Origin of the sequence: Flavobacterium sp. Sr18 (genome assembly GCF_011064265.1) — a bacterium.
In the GTDB taxonomy this organism is placed as follows: Bacteria; Bacteroidota; Bacteroidia; order Flavobacteriales; family Flavobacteriaceae; genus Flavobacterium; species Flavobacterium petrolei.
The window spans coordinates 3403593-3429539 of the sequence record NZ_CP049329.1; the positions used below are offsets into that span (position 1 = coordinate 3403593).

Consider the following 25947-nt stretch of genomic DNA (forward strand, 5'->3'; position numbering starts at 1 on the left):
TTACTTGAAGTTACTATATTTAGGCCAAGTTTTTTTTCCGTATTTTGGAAATAAACTATTTTTTGGAAATGTAATTTAAATAAAGTTCAGGTCTTTTTTTATTCAATTGTAGTTTTTGAATTTTCGAAAGATTAGGATTGGTGGTAAAAGCAACCGAAAAAATAATCATTTGATAAAATAGAATACCATAATTACTATCTCCAAAAATGCCAAATTCTGTAAAAGAATTAATCAAAACAGGAATCATAATACCAATAAGCATTAGTTTGGTTTCCTTATTTTCTTTAAAAAAGGCTCTTAAAGTAAAAGTCAACTGAAATAAAGCAATGGTCAACCCGATGAAACCTAAATTCATTAACACTTGAATAAAAGTATTGTGGGTCATATTACCTGGATAGGTATTTGTTCCCTGAAAATAATCTTTATAATCAATTCGCATATAACCAAAACCAAGGAGCGGCTCTCTAGGCAACCCCTCTGTAATAAGCGCTTTCCAAAAAGGCAATCTACCCGTTAAACTCATTATTTCTTCCAGTCGGGAACTGTCGCCTCCTTTTAGAATCATTTTGTTTACTGCAATAGGAGCTACCACTAATACCATGGATATAAAAACTACTTTTAGCATTTTCCCTTTGGTTTGCTTGATATGGAAAAAAACAATTATAAGGGCACCAATCAAGGAGGATCGTGATCCAGTCATATACAAGGCCAAAAAAATAAGAAGTATTTTTAAAATTGTTCCAGTTTTATTTTCCTTTCGATACAAATCAAAAATCAAACAGGATAAACCAACTCCTGCTAGCATTCCTAGTTCATTGGGGTTCATTATAATTCCGCCCAAACGAGCTTCTTCGCCACCATTTGTTAATCTAAAAAAGGTAGTAGGATGAACAATCATTCCTATAATAAAAACCATTTGGATGACAAACACCGAATTGCCAAGCAAATGATACAAACGTATCGAATGTCCTTCGAAAAAATGGTCTAATACTTTGATACTTTTGATGAAAAAATAAGCAAAAACTAAACTCTGAAAAGTCATTAGCCATTGCAAAGCACTATAACCCGGATTGGTGCTCCATAGAAAAGAAATAAATCCCAACGCGAGATAAAACAAATAAAACAATGGCGAATAAATGTTTTTGTACCCCAATGCATTATTAATCGCTCCATACCGAATAATACTATGATACAGTACAATGGAGGATATCATAAGACCCAATCTGCCTATTACTTTTATACTTCTAGTTATTAATACATTATCGCTCCAGGTAAAAAAGCAGGCAATAAATAATAACAGAATTATAAACAAATAATTGTTTGTTCTCTTTAGAAAAAGGTCGTGTTTATGGGTCAAAGTGGTTGTCATTGGGCACTGTATAATTCTTGATTAAACTGTTGAATGATTCGTTTCCAATTGTAGTTTTCCTGAATCATTTTGATAGCATTTTGTTGCAATTGCGAAAAAGCTACAGGATTATTCCAAATAGAATTTAATGCAGACATGGCTGCTTCTAAGTCAGTACAGTTTTGAGTATAAATTGTTTTTCCAGCCTCATATTGAGTAATTAAATCCCCAATATTGGTTGTATCAGTTACTATACAAGGTTTTCCAAAACTAGCAGCCTCGATAACAGACAATGGCAATCCTTCGTTGCGAGAAGGGTGCACAAAAACATCAATTTTAGCCAAAAGATCGTCTTTTTCTACACCAAATTTACTTCCAAAAAGGAATACATTATGGTTTAGTTTTTTGGTTATAATTTGTTGCTCTAGAACCTTTTTTTCTTTGCTGTTGCCAATAATCCAAAGTTGTGCATTTGGCGTTTTTTTAATCAAAATTTCAAATGCTTCCACTAGCGTATCTAGTCCTTTGGTGTAAATATCCAATCGTCCAATAAAGCCAAAAACAATGTTTTTATTCAACGATTTTGCAATTGGTCCCAAGTTGTGGTTCTCATAACCATAAGGTAATAAAATTGATTTTGGTTTCGAAAAAAAGCGGGCTAATCCTATTGTTTCGCTTTTTCCTATGCAGTGAATTTTTTGTGTTTTCAGCAATATTTTTTTTTCGAATAAATGAAAATAGATTTTTTTTACCCAAAAACTTCTTTCCATTGCAACTCTATTATAAGCGCCATGTGGAGTAAAAACAAACGGAATTTTATGGCTAACTAGAATTTTTGATACAGTCGAAAAAACCGGAATCCAGCCTCCATGAAGATGAAAAACAACCGACTTATTTAAATATTTTATAGCCTGTTTTAATTCTTTAGAAACACTAAATGGATTGCGTTGTTGCAAGAATAATTGGGTTTCGAAATTGCGATCTCCATAATTTTTTTCTAGGTCTATGGCAATTCCCCATACAAATACTTGTAGCCCTGCTTCGACTTGTTTTGTAGCCAGTTGATACACTACTTTATTCACCCCATTCATCCTTTCGGGATTGGCTTTTCCTAAAACAAGGTGTATTATATCCATAATTGAAATTGATTTTTTTTGAGTTGTTTTTGCCAATATAAAGTCATTACAAATTGATTTATTGCAAGTCCCGCAACCGCTCCGTACAACCCAAAATAATTAAGAAAAAAATGAAAAGTGACCACTGATAATTCAAAAGAAATTACATATCCATGAAAAAATATTTTATTGAGAACGAGTGTTTTTATAGCAATTCGAATGGGATAATTTAGAAAAATAAATAAATAGAGAATGGACATAATTTTCACCACATAGCCATATTTTTGGTACTTTAAACCTCCAGTAAGAATGATAATCTCGTCCGAAAAAATAAAAATAAAGGTCAAAATAGTGCCAAATAAGGCAAGTCCTATTAGAGATATATCGATCAAATATTTTTTGGCTTTGCTTACAGATTGTTGGTGAAAATAAATCACTTTGGGCAATACATAATTTTCTATAGCTATTAAAGCAACTCCCAAAACACCAAAAACAGATTGAACCAATCGCAAAGCGCCAAGCGCTTCGATACCCAGATAAATTCCAGATACAAGAATAAAGAAATTACTAGAACCCCATTGTAAGAAAGAAATATACACCAACCATTTGCCTTGTTGAATATGATTGTCTAGGAAAAGTCTCCAAGATGTTGGTGTTTCATAATTTTTGATAAAGTAAATAATACCAGGCAAAGAGGAAACTATATTAGAAAAGCTGATGATCCAAAGGGTATTCGATAATTGGATTCCGTCTTTATTAAAATAAAATAGGATGAGAATTAAAATCAGGAAAACACTATCGATTAATAGCGATTTTTTGATTTGACAAAGTCCCAAAAATGTTTTTCTAAAAAAATCCTGTACCAATAATCCAAAAGTAAAAAAAGCAATATCATTCCCGAATGAGTTGTACTCTGAAAATATAGGAACTATAGCCAATAATAGTTTGATAAGTATTACAAATAAGACCGTCAAAATAAGTATTCCCAAACTAGCAAATACAAAGTATTGTTTTTTTTGTTCTATTTTAAGATACGATACCTGAAAGGGTTGTATAACCATTGCGGTGGTGATGCTCATTGCTAAATAAACAAATAACATCAGTGTAGAAAATAAACCAAAACTTCTTAAGTCTAGTTTTTGGGCTAAAAATAGCATTAGCAAAAAATTGCTACCACTATAAATAACTTGGTCCAATAGAACTAAGGTCGGTGATGAGAATAGTATTTTTTTTAGGAGTTTCACAGTAATAAAGTATTGTTTTTATATTTAGCCCAACGTTTTTTTAAATCAACCATAATACTTGGATGGTAATTTGCTTTATTGAGAATGAACCATAAGGACTGTAATATATATTCCTCTTTTAGTAATTCCATTTTTAAAATTATTTTCTGCGCTGTTTTTTTGCTGTCTAATACAAATAGGTTTTCCGTGGCAAGACTCATAAATAATAAGGCCAATCGATCTTCTTTTATAGATTGGTTGTTTATAATGCAAAAATCATAATTTTTAGCTTTCTCTCTGATTTCATTTTCGAAAGCTGTTTTAGTATAACTCAAAAACTTCAGATCTGAATAATCCAGGTAATCAATGTTTGCGACTACATTTTTTAATTGTCCGGTTGCATCTATAATCAAAATATTTCGCCCTTGCTCCTGTAGTGCACGGACAAAATTTTCGGCGTGAAACAAATGATCTTTCGCATCATCATAAGAACTAATTGTTAGAATACTTTTGTTTTGTATAATTCCTTTTAATTCCATTTGCACGATATCTTTTAAGAAATTTATTCTGATCTCTTCTTTAGATAGTAAATAAGGAGTTGTAATAGCAACAGGGATGGAACTATTTTTTTCTATAGTATACACGTCATTTACTTTTGCCTGTGTGAAATAGATGAGGTAAATTACAAATATAGAACCAAACATGCCCAGTAATATAGAAACAATAATTATAACGGAGCGAATAGGAAAAAAAGGCTTTTTAGGCACTTTACCCGGTGTAATTATTTTATGAAAAATTATTTTAGCCGATTTTGCAATTTCAGCTTCAATACGTTTTTGATTCAAAATATTATAGGCATTTTCGTAAAGGTTAAATTCTCTATTCAAAATTTCCAGATTTTTTTCTTTCTCAGGAAAACCCACAAAAACACTTTCAAGCTGGTTAATATCTCTAGAAAGAGCATCGTATTTTATTTGTAAATCCCTCTCACTATTCTTGATGCTTTCTATTTGATAATCAATAATATCTTTTAGTTTTTCGTCAATAACTTTTACTTTTTCATTTTCGGGAGTATAAACAAGTAGTAAATCTTTTTTATCTGCCTGTAAAGCTTTAATTTTTTTAACCAATTCAGTCGATAATAAATCAGTAAATGCTTCAAAGTTTGGGGCGAGGTCAAAGTAGTTTTTTTTACCAGAGGCGATATATTTATTTAAGTTTTTTATTGCTTCCAGGCTCATTCGAACGTTAGTTTGTTGAATTTTTAACTGAGCAATTCTTCTCAAATCGGTTTCGGATTCTTGTTTTACATTGATAATATTTTTTCTGTCTCTAAAGTTTTGAAGATTGTTTTCGGAAGTTCTTAGTTTATAACGGGATTTATTAATTTCTTGTTTTATGAAATCGACAGTTACATTTGCAATTCTATATCGCGTTTCGAGATAATCTTTGATATAAGTTTCGGCTAACTTATTTACAAAAAGAGCAGTTTTTTCTGGGACATTACTTTTAAAATTTATGCGCACTACGGGAACATCTATATCTACAGAACTAACATCAAGATTTTCATTGATTTTGTCCATTAATTTTTGAATGCTTAAAAATTCAAATTCATAAGAATCTATAATTTTTATTTCCTTTTTAGAATTTATAAACGTAGTATTGAGGCTAATCAAAAATGTAGCCTCGTTAATAGTAATAGGCTTTCCAAAAACTCCATCAATATCTTGATTGTTTATAGGGTTGTGAAAAATGAATGCTGTTCCAGAAAGAACATTAACAGAAAAACGTCTGTCATATATTTTATTAGATTTCGATAAAGCTTTTACAATAATAGGAGAGTTATAAAACAATTCTACAGATTTGAATTTCCCTTTTCGATAAATTTCAGTATTAAAGGGCAATTCTTTGAGTGCTTTTTCTAATAAATTGGATGATTTTAATACTTCAATTTCGGTAGCTATTCTATTTGTTGAAGTAAAAGCATCTAGATTTTTGACCGTATTGGCACTAGGAACTCCCTCTTGATTATCCGCTAATTTTAGTTTAGCCGTACTTTGATACATTGGTGTAACATATTCCAAATATTTTTCGGCTAATAATAGGGCTAAAAACATCACCAAAAGAATAATCGGCAATCCTTTGAACAATGGTCTGAGTAATCTAATATTTTCGTTCATTGTTTACGTTTTTATTAAAACAATCCAAAAAGAATTGCTGCTGCTGTAACGGTGGAAGTAAAAGGAATAATAATTGAAATTCTTTTGTCAAATTCTTTATTCTTTTTAGAAGGGACTATTACAATATCGCCAGGATGAAGCTGAACATTCCGATTCAGAATGTCATTTGGATTTGTCAAATCAATATTGGTTACTCTTACATTTTCACCTTCTTGACGTAAAATTTTTACGGATCTCAAATTGGCATAAAACTCAAATCCTCCCGATTTACTTATCATTTCTAAAAGTGAATTTTGATCTTTTTCGACACTAATTACATTCGGGTTTCTTACTTCGCCTAGAATTGTAATTTCTTTGTTTAATACTTTTACATCAACTATGGGATTTATAATCCATTTTTTGAGTCCTATTTTAATTGTTTCTTTTAGCTCTGGAATGGTTTTGTTAAGTACGTTTGTGGTTCCTATTTTTGGTATTTCAATGTTTCCATTTGTATCTACAAGAAGCCATTTGCCATAGACTTCATTAGAGTTATAAATTCCATAAACAGATCCTACACTTAGGTTTTCTTCTCCCCAAACCGAAAGTGATATTTTATCATCTTTTCTTATTTTGTACTGATAATTTTTTTCGTACGAGAAAGAAACAGTATCCTGAGCAGGTTCCTTTGTTTCAAATAGATTGTACGTTTTGCACGAAGTAAAAAGTATTGAGACTAGCAGAATTTTAATTAGTATTTTCATAAAACTATTGTGTTTAAAACTAGAAAAAAGAAAGGATTCTTTGTACAATAGAAGGATTTGATTCTCTCATAACTGCTTTTATTGCAATTATTTTTTCAATAATAGTTTTAATTTTAGTGCTTACAGAACTGTCTTTTGTCAAGTAGTCAAAAACACCATATTTGAGAGCATCAACTGCAGTTTCAATGTTTTCCTGTCCAGAAATCATTACTACATAAATATTGGGATTGTATCGTTTTATTTTTTTTAAAACGTCAAATCCTTTCATACCCTCCATATTATGATCTAAAAATATAATATCTGGCTTTTTGTCAATATTATCTAAACAATCTTTTCCGTTACTGTAATAAGTAATGTCATAATAGCCTATATTATTTAAAAATTGTTCATAAACATTGGCACAGAATGCATCATCGTCAACAATAAAAAATTTGAATTGGTGTTCTGTTTTCATAGTAAAGCAAATTATTTCATAAGTACCGTACTAAAACTGAACCAATTTCATTTTTTGTTGATTTACAAGGTGTTAATTTTTTTTGTGGTGCTAATTATTCCATTTTTTGGAAAAAAATCTTGAAATAGATTACTATTTGCAAGACTTTTTTGGATCTTTACTTTTTTTAAATTTTAATTTAAAAAAAAGGAGTTAAATAACACACCAATTATCTGTACCAATTTTTAAATAATCTAAAAATTAATATTCAAAATGATTGTATAAAAAAATATTTTTAGGGATTAAAAATTATTTATTGTAGTTCATTTTGTTGAAGGTGGAGTAGTACTTTTTCTAAAGTTTCCTTTACTTTATTATATATTTTTATGATTGAATTTTTGTCTTTACCGTTATATTTATCAGCTTTTTCAAGATATTTAATATCATTTACGATTGATTCAATTGCTAAGTTTTCGATACTTGGCTTTATTTTGTGTATCAATCTAGCTAATTCATCAAAATTATTTTCAAGAATCGCGTTGTCTATATTTCTAATGGTTTCTATTATTTGATTTATAAAAATGGCAACCATTTTTATAACAAAATCTTTATTGCCATTACTCATATCCTGGAGGTTCTTTAAATTATAAAGTAGTTCAGTCGAGGAATTTTCCAGATTTGTAATTTCGGTATTTATATGCGAAGTATACTTAGCAATCGTTTCAATCAAAATAGATTCTTCAAAAGGCTTCGTTATATAATCATTCATCCCTGCTCTTTTGCATTTGTATATTACACTTTTAAATGCATTCGCAGTTAATGCAATGATAGGCACTTTCAGTTTTAATTCTTTTCTTATAATTTTTGTGGTTTCAATTCCATCCAGTTCAGGCATTTGAATGTCCATCAGAATAATATCGAATTTCTCTTTCCTTAATAGCTCCAGGGCAAGCAATCCATTTTCGGCTTCGGTAACCTTACATTTAAAGTAGGATAATGAATTCTGCGCGACCATTCTATTCATTTCATTATCTTCTACTAATAAAATAGATATATTGTCTATTTTTATTGATTTTTTTTCGGTTTCTAGACTTTGTAAATTTTGTTTATTTCCTTTTTTAAACCTAAAATTGATATGTATTGTTGTGCCTTTATTCTTTTTGCTTTCTACTTTAATTTCACCTTTCATAAGGCCAACTAACTCCTTGGTAATGGCCATTCCTAAACCAGTTCCTCCAAACTTTCTGGTTATACCTTTGTCTTCCTGCGAAAATTTCCTAAACATCGAGTCTATAAAAAAATCATCCATACCAATCCCTGTGTCCGAAACAGAAATACTTAATTCTTGTGACGTATTGGTTTCAGAGATTAGTTCACAATTAATAGATATTTTTCCTTTATGAGTAAACTTTAATGAGTTTCCTACGAGATTAAATAATATTTGTTCTAACCGCAAGCTATCTCCTATTAATACTTTATAGATATTGCTGGAAATGGAAGTTGTCAGATTTAATCCCTTCTGTTTTGCTTTTGGTCCTAAAACTGTTATGATTTTTTTTATCGAATTTTCAATAGAAAAATCATTATCTTCAAGATGCATTTCTCCAGCTTCAATTTTAGAAATATCTAAAATATTATTAATGATAGCCGATAAATGTTTGGATGCTATCGTACTATTTTTGATGTGTTTTTGTTGTAGTTCTGTTAATTCTTGTTTTTCTAATTCTCTCAAAAAACCAACAATTGCATTAAGAGGCGTCCGTATTTCATGACTCATGTTGGCCAAGAATGCCTCTTTGGCCTTAGAAGCATTCTCGGCTTTTGTTTTCTCGCTTTCTAGGTCAATCTCAAGTTGTTTTTGTTTGGTTATGTCTAAGTGAGTTTCAATTGAACCAACTAATTTTCCGTTGTCATCATAATTTAACGCACGGCTTATTGCCCACCACCTTAATTCGCCTCTTTTGTTAATTATTGGATATTGAAATAGTTCTGAATCAGATTGAACCTTTTTATTAACTTTAATTTTTATGCCATCAAAGCTGCTGCTGTAATCAAAAAAATCTGAAGTCTTTTTTCCTAATAATTCCTTAGTTTCATAACCAGACATTAATACAAATGTTTGGTTTACATATTGAATGATATCGTTGTTGTCAATTTCGATTAATCCCAGATTTACATTTGCTATAATATTTCGGTATTTTTCTTCTTGATGCTTGAGACTTAATTCAGATTGTTTTCTTTCTGAAATATCTTGAATAAAAAAACAGTAAAAGACTTCATCCCCTTGTTTGATAGGAGTTATGGTAATTTCAATCGGAAATTCATTTCCTAATTTATTTAAGACTGATAATTCAATTTGTTTAATTAAACCAGAAACATCTCCAGTTTTTAAATAATTATCTATCGCAGGTGATTGTAGGTCAATATGAATTTGATCAGAAAAAATATTCTCAGATAAATGTTTCCCTAGAACTTCTTCTTTTTTCCAGCCAAAAATATTTTCTGCTTGATTATTCCAAAAAATAATTTTTCCAAAGCCATTAACATTAATGATGCCGTTTAAGGAGGAGTTCATCATAAGGTTACTCCTTATTTCACTCTGTTCTAAAAGGGATTGTGTTTGTATTCTTTGGGTTACATCATTAAATTTCCAGAGATGTCCTTTGTGTAGAGAATTAATGAAAATGGGGATATAATCTCTTTCTAAAAATCGATTATCAACGGTTTCCAGAAGTTCATTGGTAACCATAACTCGATTTTTTATTATTTCCCTTGTTCTGCTTTTAAACGATTCGGAGTTTTTAAATAAATCTCCCGAAATTTCAGATAAATTTGACAACCCACTACTAGCTATCTTTTCGGGTTGACAAGAGAGTAAAAATGTATCACAAAATAATTTGTTTGTAAAGATGGGGCTCTCATATTCATTTTCTACCAAAATTGCAGATTGCAAATTGGTCAATAAAGTTTTTAGTAATTCAATATTTCGAGAGTGTTTTTTTTTTATTTTTTTTCCTTTTGATATTTTATCTTTTGTATAATTAGAAATTATATGAATATCATCTTGTTCACCGTTGTTCTTTATTTCCTTATAACTAGGGTTTAATTCTATAAGAGTTGTATCTAGATTTGTTATATATTTTTTATTTTCTTGAAGTTCTGTTTTTAATTTTTGATTGACTAATTCGTATTTACCTCTCATTTCATCAAGGTTATTATGAATTATTTTTATATCATTTTCAAAATTAGTATAGCTTTTACTAATAGCAGTAAAAAAAGCTGTCATGAAATCATTTTTTATATAATCTGTTGTTAAGTATGTATCTATTTGTTTTTGTAAAAACTCATTAAAGTTATTCATTCATCTTATTTGTTAAAAAATTTTATTTACAATTTGTAGGTTTTAGGTAAAATAAATTTTCAAATGGTTTCATTTTAATTTTGCGCGATTGTAGTTTTAACAATGTTTTTATTCATTAGAAATTGAAAATAGAAGACATACTATACTGCTTCAGGGAAGTATAGTATGTGCTAAACTATTTTTGATTGAATTAAGTTATAAATGGTAGATTTTCCGATATCCAATTTTTTGGCAGTTTGAATAACATCATTATTATTCTTTTTGAGGTAATGAAGAATAATTTCAGCTGTATATTCCTTTAATTTTTTCTCTTCCGAAAGGAACATATCGTTACTGTTTATACTAGTGAATGTAAGATCATCGAGTAAGATTTCATTTTCTTCGCACATTACGCAAGCTAGGTCAATTACAGATTTTAATTCTCTAATGTTACCATAAAATGGATACTTCATTAGTTTTTGTTTCGATTCTTTAGATAATGTAATGGACTTAATTTTATTCTCTTTAGTAAATAAATCAATAAAATATTTGGCAAGTAGCAGAGTGTCGTTTCCTCTTTCTCGCAAAGGCGGCAACTCTATAGGCAAGCCAATTATTCTGTAAAATAAATCCTCTCTAAAATTTCCTTTTTTTACTTCTTGCGACAAATCTTTATGTGTGGCGATGATTAATCGGGCATTAAATTTTATTCTTGTTGTCCCTCCTAATCGAATGACCTCTCTTTCTTGTAAAACTCGTAATAATTTACTTTGAAGATTCAAATCTAATTCTGCAATTTCATCTAAGAAAATAGTTCCGCCGTCAGCTTGTTCAAATTTACCAATGCTTCGCTCTGATGCTCCTGTAAAAGCGCCTTTTTCATGACCGAAAAATACACTCTCAATTAGGTCTTTAGGAATTGCTGCCATGTTTACAGCAATAAAAGGTTTATTTTTTCTATCAGAATTGTAATGAATGGCTTTAGCTACTACTTCTTTTCCTGTTCCAGTTTCTCCTGTTATTGAAACATTTATATTAGTATTGATAGCTTTATTTATTTTATTAAAAACAGATTTGATACTATCACTTTGACCTATAATTGTTTTTTCAAAACTAAATTTTTGTTCTAGTTTTTCTTTTAGTTCCTCAACTTCCTGAACCAATTTTAAATTTTCTCTAATTTTCAGAATTGAGTTCCAAAGTAAATCTTTAGTATGATTGCTCTTTACGATATAATCTTTTGCACCCGATTTCAAGAAATCTACAGCAACTTCAATATCTTCCTGACCACTGATGATAATTATTGGAATTTTATCATTTGTTTCTTGTATTTTCTTCAGTAATTTATCTCCCGTTATATCTGGAAGACCAAAGTCTAAGCAAATTATATCTGGTTTTTCATATAAATTAATTAAACAATCTTTTCCTGTTTGAAAAAGGTGCACCTCAAAATCGGGATTTAATTGTAAATGATACTTTAGGGTTTCTCCAAAAAAAAGATCGTCTTCAACGAGAAAAATTTTTAGTACACACATTATTTTTCTATTAATTTTGAAACATTATACGCAAATTAGTAAAATCATTGTCAATATTTTTTAACAAATATTTGTGCTAATCTACAAAATAAAATGCTCTGTGTAACACAATAAAAATGTATTTAACAATTATACAATATTAAACAAAATGTTTTAAAATATACAAAGTACTGCTAAATAAAATCTTGTTTTATGGCTTCTTACACCAAACAGTACCATCTGGTAAATGGACATGCTTTTTTCATCTGAATGATACGCTTTTAAATAACGCTTCTATTGAAATGAATGATTATTCCTAACTTTCTTATTATAAATTTTTTAGATAAATATATAAGTATTTGGCTATTGTTACTCTCCATGATTATATTCTTTTTCCTTATTGGACATGCTAACTTAGCCATCACAGAAAGTTAAGAAATAATCTTAATTTTAACCTATGAAACAAGTTTGCAAAATTTATGATAAAGCTTTTAAAGAGAAAGCTGTCCAATTGAGTTACGATAGAAAAAATATATCAGAACTTTCCAGAGAGTTGGGAATAACAGCTCCATAGTTGTATAAATGGAGAAAAGAGTTCGAGGATTTTGGAGAGGGAAGTTTTCCTGGAAAAGGAAATTTAAAACTAACTCCCGAGCAAGAAAAAATCCATGAACTGGAAAAAAGACTCAAAGATGCCGAGTTAGAGCGAGATATATTAAAAAAAGCAATCGGCATTTTTTCCAAGAGCGGTCGATGATATATAGCTTTATTAAAAACAATGAACAGCTATTTCCGATTGAAAAAATGTGTAAAGTGCTACAAGTGCAAATTCCAGTGATATTGACCACCCAATTCCAATTTAAAGTGAGCACCTGATTCCAATTCAAAATGACCACCTAATTCCGGAGCAAAATGACCACCCCATTTTTCATTAAAAACTACTCTTTTTCATCTGTTAATTAGTATTCAAATATACTTAAATATTAGCCTTTGTTTATCCCTCTTTTTTTTCTCATGGATTCTCCATGTAATTCGAGTCGATGAGATTGATGAATCAGTCTATCCAAAATGGCATCAGCTATGGTTTTTTCTCCAATGATGTCATACCAGCCTTGCACTGGGATTTGTGAGGTTACAATAATAGAACCGTTATTATGCCTGTCTTCAATGATCTCTAAAAGGGTAATTCGGTTACTGCTATCCAAAGCTTGGAGTCCAAAATCGTCTAATATAATAACATCTTGCCGTTCTATTTTGGCCAATTCTCTCAGGTAAGAACCATCTGCTTTGGCCATTTTTAATTTAGCAAACAGCTTCGAAGTATTAAAATAACTTACTTTAAAACCTTGGATACAGGCTTGATAACCCAATGCTGTGCCTAAATAACTTTTGCCTACACCAGTGCTTCCCGTTATTAAAATGTTTTCATTTTTTTCGACAAATTCACATTCTGCCAGACGCAGTATGGTATTTCGATCCAGATTACGGGTTTGGTCAAAATTGATACTTTCAATATTTGATTTGTAATGGAATCGGGCGTTGGTGATACTGCGGGCAATACGCCGATTGTGCCTTTCATCCCATTCGGCATCAATAAGCATCGATACAAACTGATCGAGCGTGTAATGGTCTGTTTTTCCGCTTTCAATGGCTGTTTTAAAAGCATTGTGCATGCCGTAAAGCTTCATTTGTTTCATTTTTGTTACTGTGGATTCATTCATGATTACTGTGTTTTAATTTAATTATAATACTGTTTTCCTCTTATGTTAGCGTGAATTGGAAGTTCCTGCTCAGGTTCTTGTTCAAATTCGATATGATCTAAGTTGTTTTCTAAAATATTTTGAATGGTCTTAAAATTGTAAATTTTAAAATCAAGTGCCCGCTTACAGGCATTTATTAATCGCTCTTTCCCTACCTTTTTCTCGAAGTTTAATATTCCCAAACAACTTTTATAAGCCTGTTCAGGATGGTTTCTACTTTCAATTATTTGCATAATATATTCTGCTACTGACTCGTCAATACTACTGGCCCAATCAATGAAGCGGGCAGCACTCCACTGAGCTACAAATTGATGCGTGCTAGCCATATGTTCCGGGATTGTGGTATAGATATAAGGTTTGTAATTCCTTGGATGGATGGCTATTCGATTGTATTTGTGATAGATCTCTACCGTTGATTTGGTATACAATAGTTTCGCTTTTTTCTTGACATATTGATACGGAACGCTATAGTAATTTTTGTCCTGACTTAATTGAACATGCCCATTTTGCATTACTGTTGCAAAGGATTGGTATTTGATTTCAAAACGTTCTTGTGGTAATGGACTTAGTTTTTGTTGCTCATCTTCTAAAAATAATTCTATCCGAGAGTACGGACGTCCTGTGAGTTTTCGACTGTTATGAGCATCCAATAAATCCCATATTTGCTGGTTTAATTCTTCCAGAGAAAAGAATTTAGTTTCTTTTAGATTTACATAAATCCTTCGATACAAGATCTTAACAGCTCCTTCAACCAATGATTTGTCTCGGGGTTTATAAGCCCTAGCAGGCAAGATTGTAGTTTGGTAATGTTCGGCTAAATCAGCTAAGGTTTCATTAATTGTGGGTTCAAAACGACTGCTTTTTATTACTGCAGATTTTAAATTATCGGGAACAATTGCCGCAGGAGTACCTTCAAAAAAACGCATAGCATTTTCTACCGAAGTAACAAAATCTTCTTTTTGTTGGCTCATGGAAGCTTCGGCATAGGTGTATTGACTGGCTCCTAATATGGCTACAAAAAATTGTACTTCTTTAATTTCTCCCGTGTCTTTATCAATGATGGAGAGTGTTTTTCCAGCATAATCCACATACATTTTATCACCCGCTTTGTGATTCATGTGCATCACTGGATTGACTCGTTTGCTCCATGTTTTATAATGATGTCCAAATTGCGAGCTTCGGTAACCATTAGGATTTAGGGCAATATATTGCTCCCACATGTGCTGTATGGTAACGCCAACTTTTTTTAGTTCGCGTTCCATTTTAGGAAAAAAATCATAAAGAATCTGCAGTTTGGGACTGATTGATTCCACGGTAGTGTGTGAAAACAAAAGTTCTAACTCAGCATCTGTTTTTTCGTTAATTACTTCAAAACTTAATCCTAGCACTTCAAATAAAGAAATATACTTCTTTACTGTATTTCTAGAAAGAGATAAGTACTTACTTATGAATAACTTACTTTTCCCGTTACAGTAGAATTTAATTGCTTTTCTAATTTTACTCATGTCTGTTATTTTGTTTGCCATAATCCGTATTTTTTTAACGAATGTATGGTGCTAACAACATGAAAAAGTTAGTAGTTTTTAATGTCCAATTTTAGCCCAAAATCAGGTGGTCAATTTGGACTGGAAAATGGTGGTCAGTTTGCTCCGAAACTGGTGGTCAATTTGAACTGGAATAGGGTGGTCAATTTGACTGGTTTTTCCAGTCTCAGGCCAAGACAATTAAATTTATGTACGATTCTTATCTGCATGATATTCCACTTTATGTAATTAAAGAACAAGCGTTTAAACTGGGGTTTAAAGCGAGAGGGAATACTGCAGTTGAGAGGATTTTGACAAATCCTGTTTATGCAGGTATGTTGCAGGTACAGGGTTATAAAGAGTATCCTGGAGGAATCTTTCCCGCAATACATGAGGCAATAATTGATAACACAACTTGGCAATTGGTGCAAAATAAAATGAAGAAGCCTGAAAAAATCAGGACAATATTGGATGAAAACTTACCACTTCGGGGGATTTTAAAATGTCATTGTGGAAACATACTTACAGGTGCTCCGTCAAGAGGAAAATCTGGAAAGTATTTTAACTACTACAAGTGTAAAACGTCTAAACATAATAATATTAGCGCACTCAAAGCACACAATCAGCTTGCTGAAATTTTTGAGCTGATGAGTTTGCCACAAAATATAATATCTGATATTAAAAAGTCATCTGTTACAAAAATGGAAGAGAATTTAAAATCTAATAAACTTGTAGTAAACCAAAAGAAAATTCTACTAGATGCAGCTCAAGAAAAAATGTTTTCTGTTGAAGAGAAATGGATTAAAAATGAGATATCTAAAGAAACATATGATAGATGGTATACCACTTATAATACCGAAGTCACATCTTGCAAAGATTCTATCACTCGTCTAAGCCATGTAGATAAACATGCATTTACAATTTTACAAAAAAACTTGGATTTACTTGTTGATTTAAAATCATTATATAATCGAGCTACTATTACCCAAAAGAGAGAATTTGTAAAGCTGGTGTTCGACAGCAACTTATACTATCAGGATGGTATCTATCGAACACCTACAATGATTGATTTATTATCTCGTAATCACCTGTTAATGAAGCAAAAAGGTTTGCTTTTATATAATAAAAAAAGGGATGATTTTTCAATCATCCCATCCAGTGGAGTCGCCGAGAATCGAACTCGGGTCCAAACAAGCAACTAAAAAGCTTTCTACGCGTTTATTTTCTGATTGAGTTTTCGATACTGTGCTAGGCCAGAAACAGCCACACGATACTTATCTTCTTAATTTTGAAATCCACCCGAAGCTCATGGAAATCTAGGTTTATTTTTACGGTTCCCCTGAACTGAACGCCACAAACCAAGGCTTTCAAGGAGAATCCAGCTTTCCTATCTGATAGGAACGTGGCTTAATCGTACTATAATTCGGATTATGCAGCTAAAGCGTAGTTATTTTCGCCGTGTAAAATTGTAAGATCTTATATTTACGAGCAAGGTCTCAATGCTCGACGTGCTTACTTATCAATTCGACTTGCTGTCAAAACCAGTCGACCCCTTTTTTATTTCAAAATCCAAATCAGAATTTTGAGTGTGCAAATGTACACTTTTTATCTGAACTACTATTAATGAATTACTATCAGTATTTCAAAAACCGTACCTTTTTTTATTCATCTTTTAATCGGAACGGATAGTCGCCAAATAGCACAGCCAATTTACGAACGTCATACGTTTTACGGGTAAATTTATTAGATAGCGCTATAATGGTTACGCCTTCTTTTCGTAATGTGATATAGGATGATGTATTTCCGTGCCACCAACCGTTGTGGAAATAAAAATTCTGTCCCGTTTCCCAATTGATCATTCGAATTCCAAGGCCATAATTTTTAGTTCCTTTACGTTCATTGCTGTAACCTTTATAAACCTGACTTTGTAATTCAGGTGTTAAAAAAGAAGAATTGTTTCTGGCTCTGTCAAATTTCAATAAGTCCCGCGGTGTGGAATATATGTTCTTATCTCCGTAAACTGCATCCAGATAATCTTTTCCTATCTCAATTTTATTCCCTTTATAAGAAGTAACTGCAGTATCTTTATCTCTTTCATAGTCAAAAATATAGGTATTTTTCATACCGAGTGGTTCGAAAATAATCTGTTTCATAGCCTCTTTGTAGGGAAGTTTTGTGATTTTTTCAATTATTAATGCCAACATGGCATAATTGGTATTACAATAACTAAAGCGGGTATCGGTTTTAAATTCTAATCCAATATCTTTAGTCGCCATGATTGTCAGAATATCTTGATTAGTAAGTATGTTTTTTCTATCCCAAATAGTTTTGTCACGATCTGTAAAATAAGCATAATTACGCATGCCACTTCTGTGATTTAGCAATGTTCTTACAGTAACATCCGGATAAGGAAACTCTTTCAGGATTGTATTTACCTTTTGATCCAGTTCTATCCTTTTTGCATTTACGAGTTTCAAAATAGCAGTTGCCGTAATAACCTTGCTTACTGAAGCAATATGTAAAGGTGTATTTTTAGTAATTAATGTTTTATCGCTAAAATTAGCGCAGCCTTCGTATTTTTCATAAATAATTTGGCCGTTCTTAGCAACCAAAAAACTTCCGTTTGCACTGTTATTAGGCCAGTTTTTTTTGTAAAACGAGTCTATTTCTTGTTTTTTCGAATTGATATACTCTGCCGTAAGTTTAGGCTCCGGGTTTGTTAACGGCTTCATTTTAGGTAATGTACTCTTTGGTAGTTTGGCATCGCTTAACTCAACTTTCTTTTTCTCTTTTGCGCAAGAGCCCAAAATTAAAAAGAGGAGGAATATATGTAGTATATTTGTTTTTTTTATAAAATTCATTTCTGTAGTGCTAGGAAGGCAAATATATAGAATCAATGTCTTTTCAGAGGGTGTTTTTCTAAACCTTAACACTATTTTATTAGTCGTCTGTAATCCCATTTTCGGTACTATTTTGGACATCAGGGAGTAGTAGTTTTCAGTCAGTGTATTTTTATTAAAAAATAAATTCAATTTAGTTTAAATTGTTATATTTGTAACAAATATGTATTATAAAGTTATATTAAAATAAATTCAAAGCGTACGAAATATATGAAATTTGGAATCATAAAAGAAAGAAAAAATCCGCCAGACCGCAGAGTTGTATTCTCACCAGATGAGCTGACAAGGTTAAAACAACAGCATCAAAATGTCACTGTGAAAGTAGAGCGTTCTGATATTAGAGTTTTTACTGATTCGCAATATGAAAATCTCGGAATCGAATTGACTGATGATATCAGTGATTGTGATATTTTGTTTGGAGTAAAAGAAGTGCCGATAGAAAATCTAATACCGAATAAAACCTATTTCTTTTTTTCGCATACCATCAAAAAACAGCCTTACAATCGAAAATTATTGCAGGCAATATTAGAAAAAAAGATTGATTTGTATGATTATGAAACCATAGTTGATGCTAATAATCGCAGGCTGATAGGTTTTGGGCGTTATGCCGGAATTGTTGGGGCTTACAATAGCATTCGCGCTTTTGGAATCAAATTCGAATTGTTTAAATTACCAAAAGCAGAAACACTTGCGGGTAAAGAAGCCTTGATTACACATTTAAAAAGGGTAGTATTACCTCCTTTGAAATTTGTAATTACAGGAACTGGTAAAGTGGGAAATGGAGCCAAAGAAATTCTGGATGCCATAAAAATTAAAGAAGTTTCCGTAGAGAATTATTTGAATAAAAACTATACACAACCCGTCTATACTCAAATTGACGTCTTAGATTACAACAAACGAAAAGATGGACAGTTTTTAGATTTCACTGATTTTTATCAAAATCCGAACGAATACGTTTCTGATTTCGAAAGATTTACTAAAGTATCCGATATTTATATTTCAGGCCATTTTCATGCCAATGAAGCTCCGGTAATTTTGACTCGCGAAATGCTTCAGTCCAAAGATTGCAAAATCAAAGTTGTGGCTGATGTTTCCTGCGATGTTAACGGTCCAATTGCCTGCACGCTGAGATCATCGACTATTGCGGAACCTTTGTACGGCTATTTTCCAAACGAAGATAAAGAAGTTGAAGTTTTTCATCCTGCTGCAATTGTAGTCATGGCAGTTGATAATTTACCATGTGAGTTACCCAAAGATGCCAGTGAAGGATTTGGAGAAATGGTATTAGAACATGTAATTCCTGCGTTTTTCAATAAGGATAAAGACGGAATTTTACAAAGAGCCAAGATTACTGAAAATGGAAAACTTACTCCAAGATTTAGTTATTTGCAAGATTATGTTGATGGGAAATAAATAGAATTATCTTTATCATAAAAAATCTCCCAATTTGATTCAAATTTGGGAGATTTTTATTTTTAACCAATAGTGTTTTTATGAACCATGGTTGTTTTCAAATTTAGTCATCATTTGATACATTAAAAATGATTTCTAAATTTTAAGACTGCAAGCGTACTTTCTGTTTTCTGAAAATGGTCCACTGCAATAATAAAGAAATCACAATTGTCAGCATCGCTCCAATGAAATTTAGCCATAAATAGCCTAATTTTTCTTCTCCACTTGGATAGATGTGAATGGCGTAATAGTAAATGATAAAAATAGTAAGCTGACTAATAACGGCGCTATAAAATATAGCTTTGGATTGGACTTTTTGGATGTAAAAACCAACTAGAAATATTCCTAATACAGTTCCGTAAAATATAGATCCAATGATATTTACCAACTGAATTAAATTTTCAAACAGCGTTCCGATGCAAGCAAAAAGGATTGCAATGATTCCCCATAATAAGGTAAAAAATTTAGTAGCATACAGGTAATGGCGTTCAGATTTTTCTTCTTTCAGATTGCGTTTGTAAATATCGATTGCTGTTGTAGAAGCCAATGCATTCAGTCCTGAAGCGGTTGATGACATAGCCGCAGAAATGATAACGGCCAACAACAATCCAATAAGTCCTCGAGGTAAATAATTCAGGATAAAGTGAAAAAACACATAATCTTTGTCATTAGTTTCACTGTTACTGTCGGCTTTTAGAATTATTTCTTTGGCTCGATCTCTTAAATCTTTTTCTTTATTAGACAAAGCCACTAATTCTTTTCGAAGGATTGGATTGTCATAATCCTGATTCAGCTGATCGATATACAACAAGTTAATTACTTTTTTATCTTCGGATAAATCCTCTAATTTTTGCTCCAAAGCATTGTATTCGCCTTTGTATGCTGATTTTTCAATCATGGCTTTATTGTTTGGATTAAAATTTAGAGGAACAGGATTGAATTGAAAAAAAACAAAAACCATAACTCCAGTCAATAAAATGAAAAACTGCATAGGTACTTTTAGCAGCCCATTCATAATCAGTCCCATTTGACTTTCTCTAACGGATTTTCCTGATAAATAACGTCCAACCTGCGATTGATCAGTTCCAAAATAAGCCAATGCAAGGAAAAAACCACCTGTGATTCCGCTCCAAAATGTATATTTTTCTTCCGGATCAAAAGAAAAATTGACAATGTTCATTTTGTCATTTGCTCCGGCTATGTGAAGCGCACTGGTAAATGTCATGTCATTAGGTAGATAATGTAATATTAGAAAAAAGGTGATAAACATTCCCGACATGATCACAAACATTTGCTGTTTTTGTGTTACGTTCACCGCTTTGGTTCCACCCGAAAAGGTATAAATGATAACCAATACACCAATAATTATATTCATGTAAGTAAGATTCCAACCTAATATTGCCGACAAAATAATCGCCGGAGCGTATATAGTCAATCCAGTTCCAAGTCCTCTTTGGAACAAAAAAAGAATGGCTGCAAGGGAACGCGTTTTTAAATCAAATCTTTTTTCGAGATACTCATAAGCGGTATACACCTTGTATTTGTGGTATAAAGGGATAAAGGTGACGCAAATTACAACCATGGCAATTGGCAGTCCAAAATAGAACTGCACAAAACCCATTCCGTCGTGATATGCCTGTCCTGGAGTAGAAAGAAATGTAATGGCACTGGCTTGCGTTGCCATCACGGAAAGTCCCACGACATGCCAAGGTGTTTCATTGCTTCCTAGAATAAAGTCTTCTACATTTTTACTTCCTTTGGTTTTCCATGCACCATATATTACAATGAAAAGTAAGGTAAAAATGAGTATAATCCAGTCAAATAATTGCATAATCTAAGCGTATAATTTCATGATGAGACAAAAGATCAAGATGTAAATAGCGTTGGCTACAAGCACCCAAGTATAGTTTTTCTTCCAGGTTTTTATTTTTTTTGTTTCCATTTCAGACTGGTTTAGTTTTTTATTTTTTGGGGAGGAATAGTTTCGGATGATTTCAATGAGATGATATTTGAAATTAATTTATACGCCCCAGTAACGCCTTCAGGTAATTCTCTGAAGAAGCTTAATCCCGTATAAATATAGTGCCCTTTTCCGTAAGGAGCAATCAGCAAAGCACCATTTTTAGGCGTTTCTCCTTTGTCATTGGATGATAGAATGGGAATAAAGGCTTTGTCGTACTCACTTGGATAATACAATCCTTGCTCTTGCTTCCAACCTTGAAAATCTTTAGCAGTGATTTTGTTTGGGAAATTTAAAACGGGATGGTTTGGTGCTAAAAATCGAACTTCGGCATCTTCTTCGGTTACACGGTCGCGGGATAATTTTAATGGATAAGGTGCGATATTTTCGGTTATAAGATCACCCGCAGTATTGTACTGAACGAGCATTGTTTTTCCACCTTTCACAAAGTCAAAAAGTATCGTTTGTTTATTTGCTAATGCTGTAACGGTATTGTAAGCACGAACACCAGTCATTACTACATCAAAGTTTTCCAATTTCTCGGGTGTTATTTCTTCGGGTTTAAGCAGCGTAACAGTGTATCCCAATTGCGTCAGACTGCTTGGAACTTCATCTCCAGCACCCATAATATATGCAATTCTTTCACCATTAGTTTTTAAATCCGTTTTTATGCATTTGGCTTCAGCTGATTTTAAAACTTGCTGTTTCGTGATGTGATCATAATTAATGATGATTTGTTCTTTGTCAAATCGCTTGTTGTCAATTATTGCCACACTTTTAGCAACCGCTTCTTCGGATTTATTTGGCGCAATTACTTCAAAATAAACAATTTGTTCCGTTCCCTTTTTTAGTATATTGAAAGGAATGGATTTAGGTGAAACATTCCAACTTTGAGGTAGTTCAAGTTGAAGATTTCCTTTCACGGCATCTTTACCCGCTTTGATTTTCACGCCTACGTATTTAATTTTGGTGTCTTTAAAAAGCAATACTTTGTCTACAATTGAAGTGGTAACTTCGGGAACAATATCCAGATAATTATACACTTCGCCTTTTACATCGTCATTGTATTTATAAACTATAGTTCGCTCAAATGGGATTTCGATTCCGTTAATTTGAATATTAAAGACCACTTTTGCTTCCCGAATAATATCCGGAATTCCTATGTTTTGTTGTTGGTTTACGGCATACATCCCAACGGTTCCATTTTCTCTTAACCAGTAAGGCTGTGTGTAGTTAATTGATTCCGGTAATTTTAAATCTAAGTTGATATTATTCAGAATATTGTTTTTTAAATCCCTATTTTGAGGTGTTGTATTTTCATTTGGTAAAGTGGTAACACTCATTAATTGGATGGGTGCGGAGCTTCTATTAATGGCTTCGAGTTTCAATTTAATAGTGCTTCCGGGAGTCGCTTCCTGATTTTGGGCTACGGCTTCAAGATACAAACCGGAACAAGCCGCTATAATTTTTTTTATGGCTGCGGATTTCAGTGGTGCCCAATGATTTTCGTCCAAAGCTTTCATCATAGTGTAGGCTTTCGCCAAATTTGGAATACTTGCCGAAGGATTATTATGGTTGAATTCAGCTGCAATAGCAGTCAATAAATCTCCAATTACTTTTCCTCCTTTTACTCGGTTCCAAGAAGTATCAATTCCTTCAAAAAGTGATTTTTTTTCTTTTAAAGCGTCGCCATTTATAAATTCTAAATATTCTGTTTCTTCACCACGCGCACCAGTGCTCCCAAAACCTTGTGATTGATGGCGGCTGCGACTCAATGCTGCTATTTCCTGATTTGATTTTCCTAATCCGGCATAATAAACACCAGTTTCTAGTGCAATTAGATTTTTTTTGTCTGCAGCATTAAATTTTTCAATAGTTCCATAAAACCACCAAGACGTATTAAAAAACTGGCGTTTGGTTTGCCAAGGTTTTACAAATTGCAACTGTTCTGGAAAAATAGTTGGATTATTGGCTAGTTCAAAACTTTCTACACTCAACATTGCCGATGAAGTGTGATGACCGTGAGTAGTTCCGGGAGAGCGATGATCAAATCGATTGACAATGACATCGGGTTGGAATTTTCGGATGGCCCAAATAACATCTGCCAATACTTTTTCTTTATCCCAAATTTCTAAAGTCTCTGTTGGATTTTTGGAAAAACCAAAATCATTGGCACGGGAAAACAATTGTTCTCCTCCATCAATTTTTCGAGCTTCAATAAGTTCTTGGGTTCGTATCACTCCTAATAATTCGCGTAATTGTGTACCAATTAGGTTTTGGCCACCATCACCACGTGTCAAAGACAAATAGCCTGTTCTTGCTTTTTGTTCATTCGACAAATAAGAAATTAATCGGGTATTTTCATCATCTGGATGCGCTGCTATATACAATACAGAACCTAGAAAATTAAGCTTTTGAATTTGATTGTAAATTTCAACAGAATTTGGTTTTTGAGGTTGTTGCGCATTTGTTATTTGGCAACATAAAAGAAACATTAAAATAGCGGACACGTATTTTTTTTGCATTTTTTTAAATTTAATTTGCAATAGCTTCAAAAGTAGGAATTAAATAATTTCTTCTGAAATATTTTGGGTTTTCTTTAATAAAAAAGAGAGAGAACACCAATTTTGGTATCCTCTCTCTCTTTTAAACAAATATGTGATTAATCTCTATCATGTCCATTTCCATGCCCATTTCCTCTTCCGTTTCCATGTCCGTTTCCATTATTTCGGTTATCATGTTTTTTATATTCTCTGTGGTTATCATTATCATATCTTCTATGATTGTCATTTCCTCTTTGCTTTACATATACTCTACGGTTATTGTTGTAACCTATATTTCTTTGTTCTCTTCCATGATATCCTCTATAATATTTGACTTTGTGATTTCTGAAATTATTGTAAGGTCTTGATCCACGATAATCATTAAGTACTACTTTGTATCCGCCATACAAATCGTAATTTCTATATTGGTTAGGTAAATTTCTGGAACGAATCCATCGTCCACCACCGAAATATATAAATTGGGTAGCTCTAACATCATAATATGCTTCAACATCGGGTAAATAGTAATATTGTGCTTCAGCATATCCTACAGGTCCCCAAGATGGAGGGCTACCAATATTTACATTAACTGAAACTTGTGCGTGTATGGTACTAGATGCAAAAAGTATAATTCCTACGGCGATTAATTTTAATGTTTTCATGTTCTTTAATTTTAAATATTTTATATGATTCTTTTATTGATATATCTTTTTACCTATTTTCAACAACTGTGCCAACGTAAAATAATTAACATCCTTTTAAGATTTAAATAAGAGTGTTTTTTTTTGTCAAAAAAAAAGAACCTCGATTGGAGGTTCTGATTTTTAGGTTTTTATGAAGGATTAATGCTTGTCTTTTCCATTTCCTTTTCCATGTCCGTTATTTCCATTTTTTTGATGTCCATTACCGTTATTTCCTTGTTTGTAAGAATCTTTATGAATTACCACTTTTCGGACTCCAATTGTTTTTTGTGGTTTTCCTTTATACCCTTTATAATATTTAACTTTATGATTTTTAAAGTAAGTATAAGGTCTTGAACCATGATAATCATTTAATACCACTTTGTATCCATTATACAAATCGTAGCTTCTATATTGTGTTGGCAAATTTCTGGAACGAACCCACTGGCCTCCTCCTAAATAAATAAATTGACTCTGTCTTACATCATAATACGCTTGCACATCTGGCAAATAATAATATTCGGCAGCTGAGTATCCTGCAGGGCCCCAAGCTGGTGGACTACCAATATTTACATTTACTGAAACTTGTGCTTGCATTGCTGTACTGGATAATAAAAGTACTATTCCGGCGGCGATTAATTTTAATGTCTTCATATTTTCAAAATTTAATTAATATTCTATTTAACGGTACTTGACTAAGTCGCTATTCTCTTAACAAAAGCCAAGAACTATGCCAAGCTTGAAATATGCCTTGCATAAAAAAAGGAAACGATTGACCGTTTCCTTTTTTTATTTTTCTTGTTGATTCGGTTACAATAAAAGAATCAATAAAAGAATTACTATGATAATTGCACCAACAGATAAATAAATACCATTACCAGTTGATTTTAATTCAGCTTTAATCGCACGTACTTCTTTACGTAGTTCTTTTTTCTCTGAAGAATTCAAAGAAGATTTATCCATCGCTTTTATTTCGTCAAGACGATTAAGCAATACTTTAACTTCTGCAGGAACTTCTTTAGGGTTGTTTGAAACCGAAGTTGGAGTTTTTTCAGCAGCTAACATTTGAGTTGGAACAACACTTAATGACAATACCATCATCATTAAATAAAAGGTAACTTTTTTCATTTCTTTTGGGTTTTAGTTATTAATTTTAACATAATAAAAGTAAACATTAATTCGTAATAAAAGATTATATAATTATAGTATTTAATTGTATAATTTACATTAATT

Annotated in this window: 18 protein-coding genes and 1 other RNA gene; 2 read left to right on the forward strand and 17 right to left on the reverse strand. The window is 32.0% G+C overall.

Annotation, left to right across the window (positions count from 1 at the left end; translation table 11 throughout):
- Positions 1–55 precede the first annotated feature (55 nt).
- The 10 genes from G7A72_RS14935 to istA form a co-directional block, all read right to left on the reverse strand.
- On the reverse strand, positions 56–1213 hold the full coding sequence (locus G7A72_RS14935) for an O-antigen ligase (protein ID WP_241258523.1): 1158 nt from the start codon (positions 1211–1213) through the stop codon (positions 56–58).
- Positions 1214–1365: 152 nt separating this feature from the next.
- On the reverse strand, positions 1366–2484 hold the full coding sequence (locus tag G7A72_RS14940) for a glycosyltransferase family 4 protein (protein WP_165153075.1): 1119 nt from the start codon (positions 2482–2484) through the stop codon (positions 1366–1368).
- Positions 2475–3620, reverse strand: coding sequence for a lipopolysaccharide biosynthesis protein (locus G7A72_RS14945; protein ID WP_165153077.1), 1146 nt, complete (start codon positions 3618–3620; stop codon positions 2475–2477). The genes G7A72_RS14940 and G7A72_RS14945 overlap by 10 nt, the downstream gene beginning before the upstream one ends.
- 83 nt (positions 3621–3703) lie before the next feature.
- Positions 3704–5866 (reverse strand): Wzz/FepE/Etk N-terminal domain-containing protein, encoded by a 2163-nt coding sequence (locus G7A72_RS14950; protein WP_165153079.1) that lies wholly within the window; start codon positions 5864–5866, stop codon positions 3704–3706.
- A 14-nt stretch (positions 5867–5880) separates the two neighbouring features.
- On the reverse strand, positions 5881–6609 hold the full coding sequence (locus G7A72_RS14955; RefSeq protein ID WP_165153081.1) for a polysaccharide biosynthesis/export family protein: 729 nt from the start codon (positions 6607–6609) through the stop codon (positions 5881–5883).
- A gap of 19 nt (positions 6610–6628) precedes the next feature.
- Positions 6629–7063 carry a response regulator gene (locus tag G7A72_RS14960; RefSeq protein ID WP_165153083.1) on the reverse strand — a complete coding sequence of 145 codons (435 nt, stop codon included), beginning with the start codon at positions 7061–7063 and terminating at the stop codon, positions 6629–6631.
- A gap of 292 nt (positions 7064–7355) precedes the next feature.
- Complete coding sequence (locus tag G7A72_RS14965; protein WP_165153085.1) at positions 7356–10403, reverse strand: PAS domain-containing hybrid sensor histidine kinase/response regulator; 3048 nt, start codon at positions 10401–10403, stop codon at positions 7356–7358.
- A gap of 170 nt (positions 10404–10573) precedes the next feature.
- On the reverse strand, positions 10574–11917 hold the full coding sequence (locus G7A72_RS14970) for a sigma-54 dependent transcriptional regulator (RefSeq protein WP_165153087.1): 1344 nt from the start codon (positions 11915–11917) through the stop codon (positions 10574–10576).
- 962 nt (positions 11918–12879) lie between these two features.
- On the reverse strand, positions 12880–13617 hold the full coding sequence (gene istB / locus G7A72_RS14980; RefSeq protein ID WP_113667236.1) for an IS21-like element helper ATPase IstB: 738 nt from the start codon (positions 13615–13617) through the stop codon (positions 12880–12882).
- 17 nt (positions 13618–13634) lie between these two features.
- On the reverse strand, positions 13635–15182 hold the full coding sequence (istA, locus tag G7A72_RS14985; RefSeq protein WP_165151421.1) for an IS21 family transposase: 1548 nt from the start codon (positions 15180–15182) through the stop codon (positions 13635–13637).
- A gap of 197 nt (positions 15183–15379) precedes the next feature.
- On the opposite strand from istA, the gene G7A72_RS14990 reads away from it, so the two are divergent.
- The gene (locus G7A72_RS14990) at positions 15380–16381 is read left to right on the forward strand and encodes a recombinase family protein (RefSeq protein ID WP_256371169.1); all 1002 of its coding nucleotides are present in this window, start codon (positions 15380–15382) and stop codon (positions 16379–16381) included.
- Here G7A72_RS14990 and ssrA read toward each other — a convergent pair.
- Positions 16336–16732, reverse strand: a transfer-messenger RNA (tmRNA) gene (ssrA, locus tag G7A72_RS14995). The genes G7A72_RS14990 and ssrA overlap by 46 nt on opposite strands.
- 108 nt (positions 16733–16840) lie before the next feature.
- On the reverse strand, positions 16841–18040 hold the full coding sequence (locus G7A72_RS15000; protein ID WP_165153093.1) for a serine hydrolase: 1200 nt from the start codon (positions 18038–18040) through the stop codon (positions 16841–16843).
- 249 nt (positions 18041–18289) lie between these two features.
- Here G7A72_RS15000 and G7A72_RS15005 point away from each other — a divergent pair, with 249 nt between their 5' ends.
- Positions 18290–19492 (forward strand): NAD(P)-dependent oxidoreductase, encoded by a 1203-nt coding sequence (locus G7A72_RS15005; protein ID WP_113666681.1) that lies wholly within the window; start codon positions 18290–18292, stop codon positions 19490–19492.
- A gap of 142 nt (positions 19493–19634) precedes the next feature.
- Here the strand turns inward: G7A72_RS15005 and G7A72_RS15010 are convergent, their stop codons facing one another.
- The 5 genes from G7A72_RS15010 to G7A72_RS15030 all read right to left on the reverse strand — a co-directional run bounded on the left by G7A72_RS15010 (position 19635) and on the right by G7A72_RS15030 (position 25842).
- Positions 19635–21362: a sodium:solute symporter gene (locus G7A72_RS15010; RefSeq protein WP_165153095.1), complete on the reverse strand. Its 1728-nt coding sequence runs from the start codon at positions 21360–21362 to the stop codon at positions 19635–19637.
- 122 nt (positions 21363–21484) lie between these two features.
- Positions 21485–24016: a PIG-L family deacetylase gene (locus G7A72_RS15015; protein WP_165153097.1), complete on the reverse strand. Its 2532-nt coding sequence runs from the start codon at positions 24014–24016 to the stop codon at positions 21485–21487.
- A gap of 137 nt (positions 24017–24153) precedes the next feature.
- Positions 24154–24696, reverse strand: a complete 543-nt coding sequence (locus G7A72_RS15020) for a hypothetical protein (RefSeq protein WP_165153099.1) — start codon at positions 24694–24696, stop codon at positions 24154–24156.
- A 180-nt stretch (positions 24697–24876) separates the two neighbouring features.
- Complete coding sequence (locus tag G7A72_RS15025; protein WP_165153101.1) at positions 24877–25368, reverse strand: hypothetical protein; 492 nt, start codon at positions 25366–25368, stop codon at positions 24877–24879.
- 156 nt (positions 25369–25524) lie between these two features.
- Complete coding sequence (locus G7A72_RS15030) at positions 25525–25842, reverse strand: hypothetical protein (protein ID WP_113666676.1); 318 nt, start codon at positions 25840–25842, stop codon at positions 25525–25527.
- Positions 25843–25947: the final 105 nt, after the last annotated feature.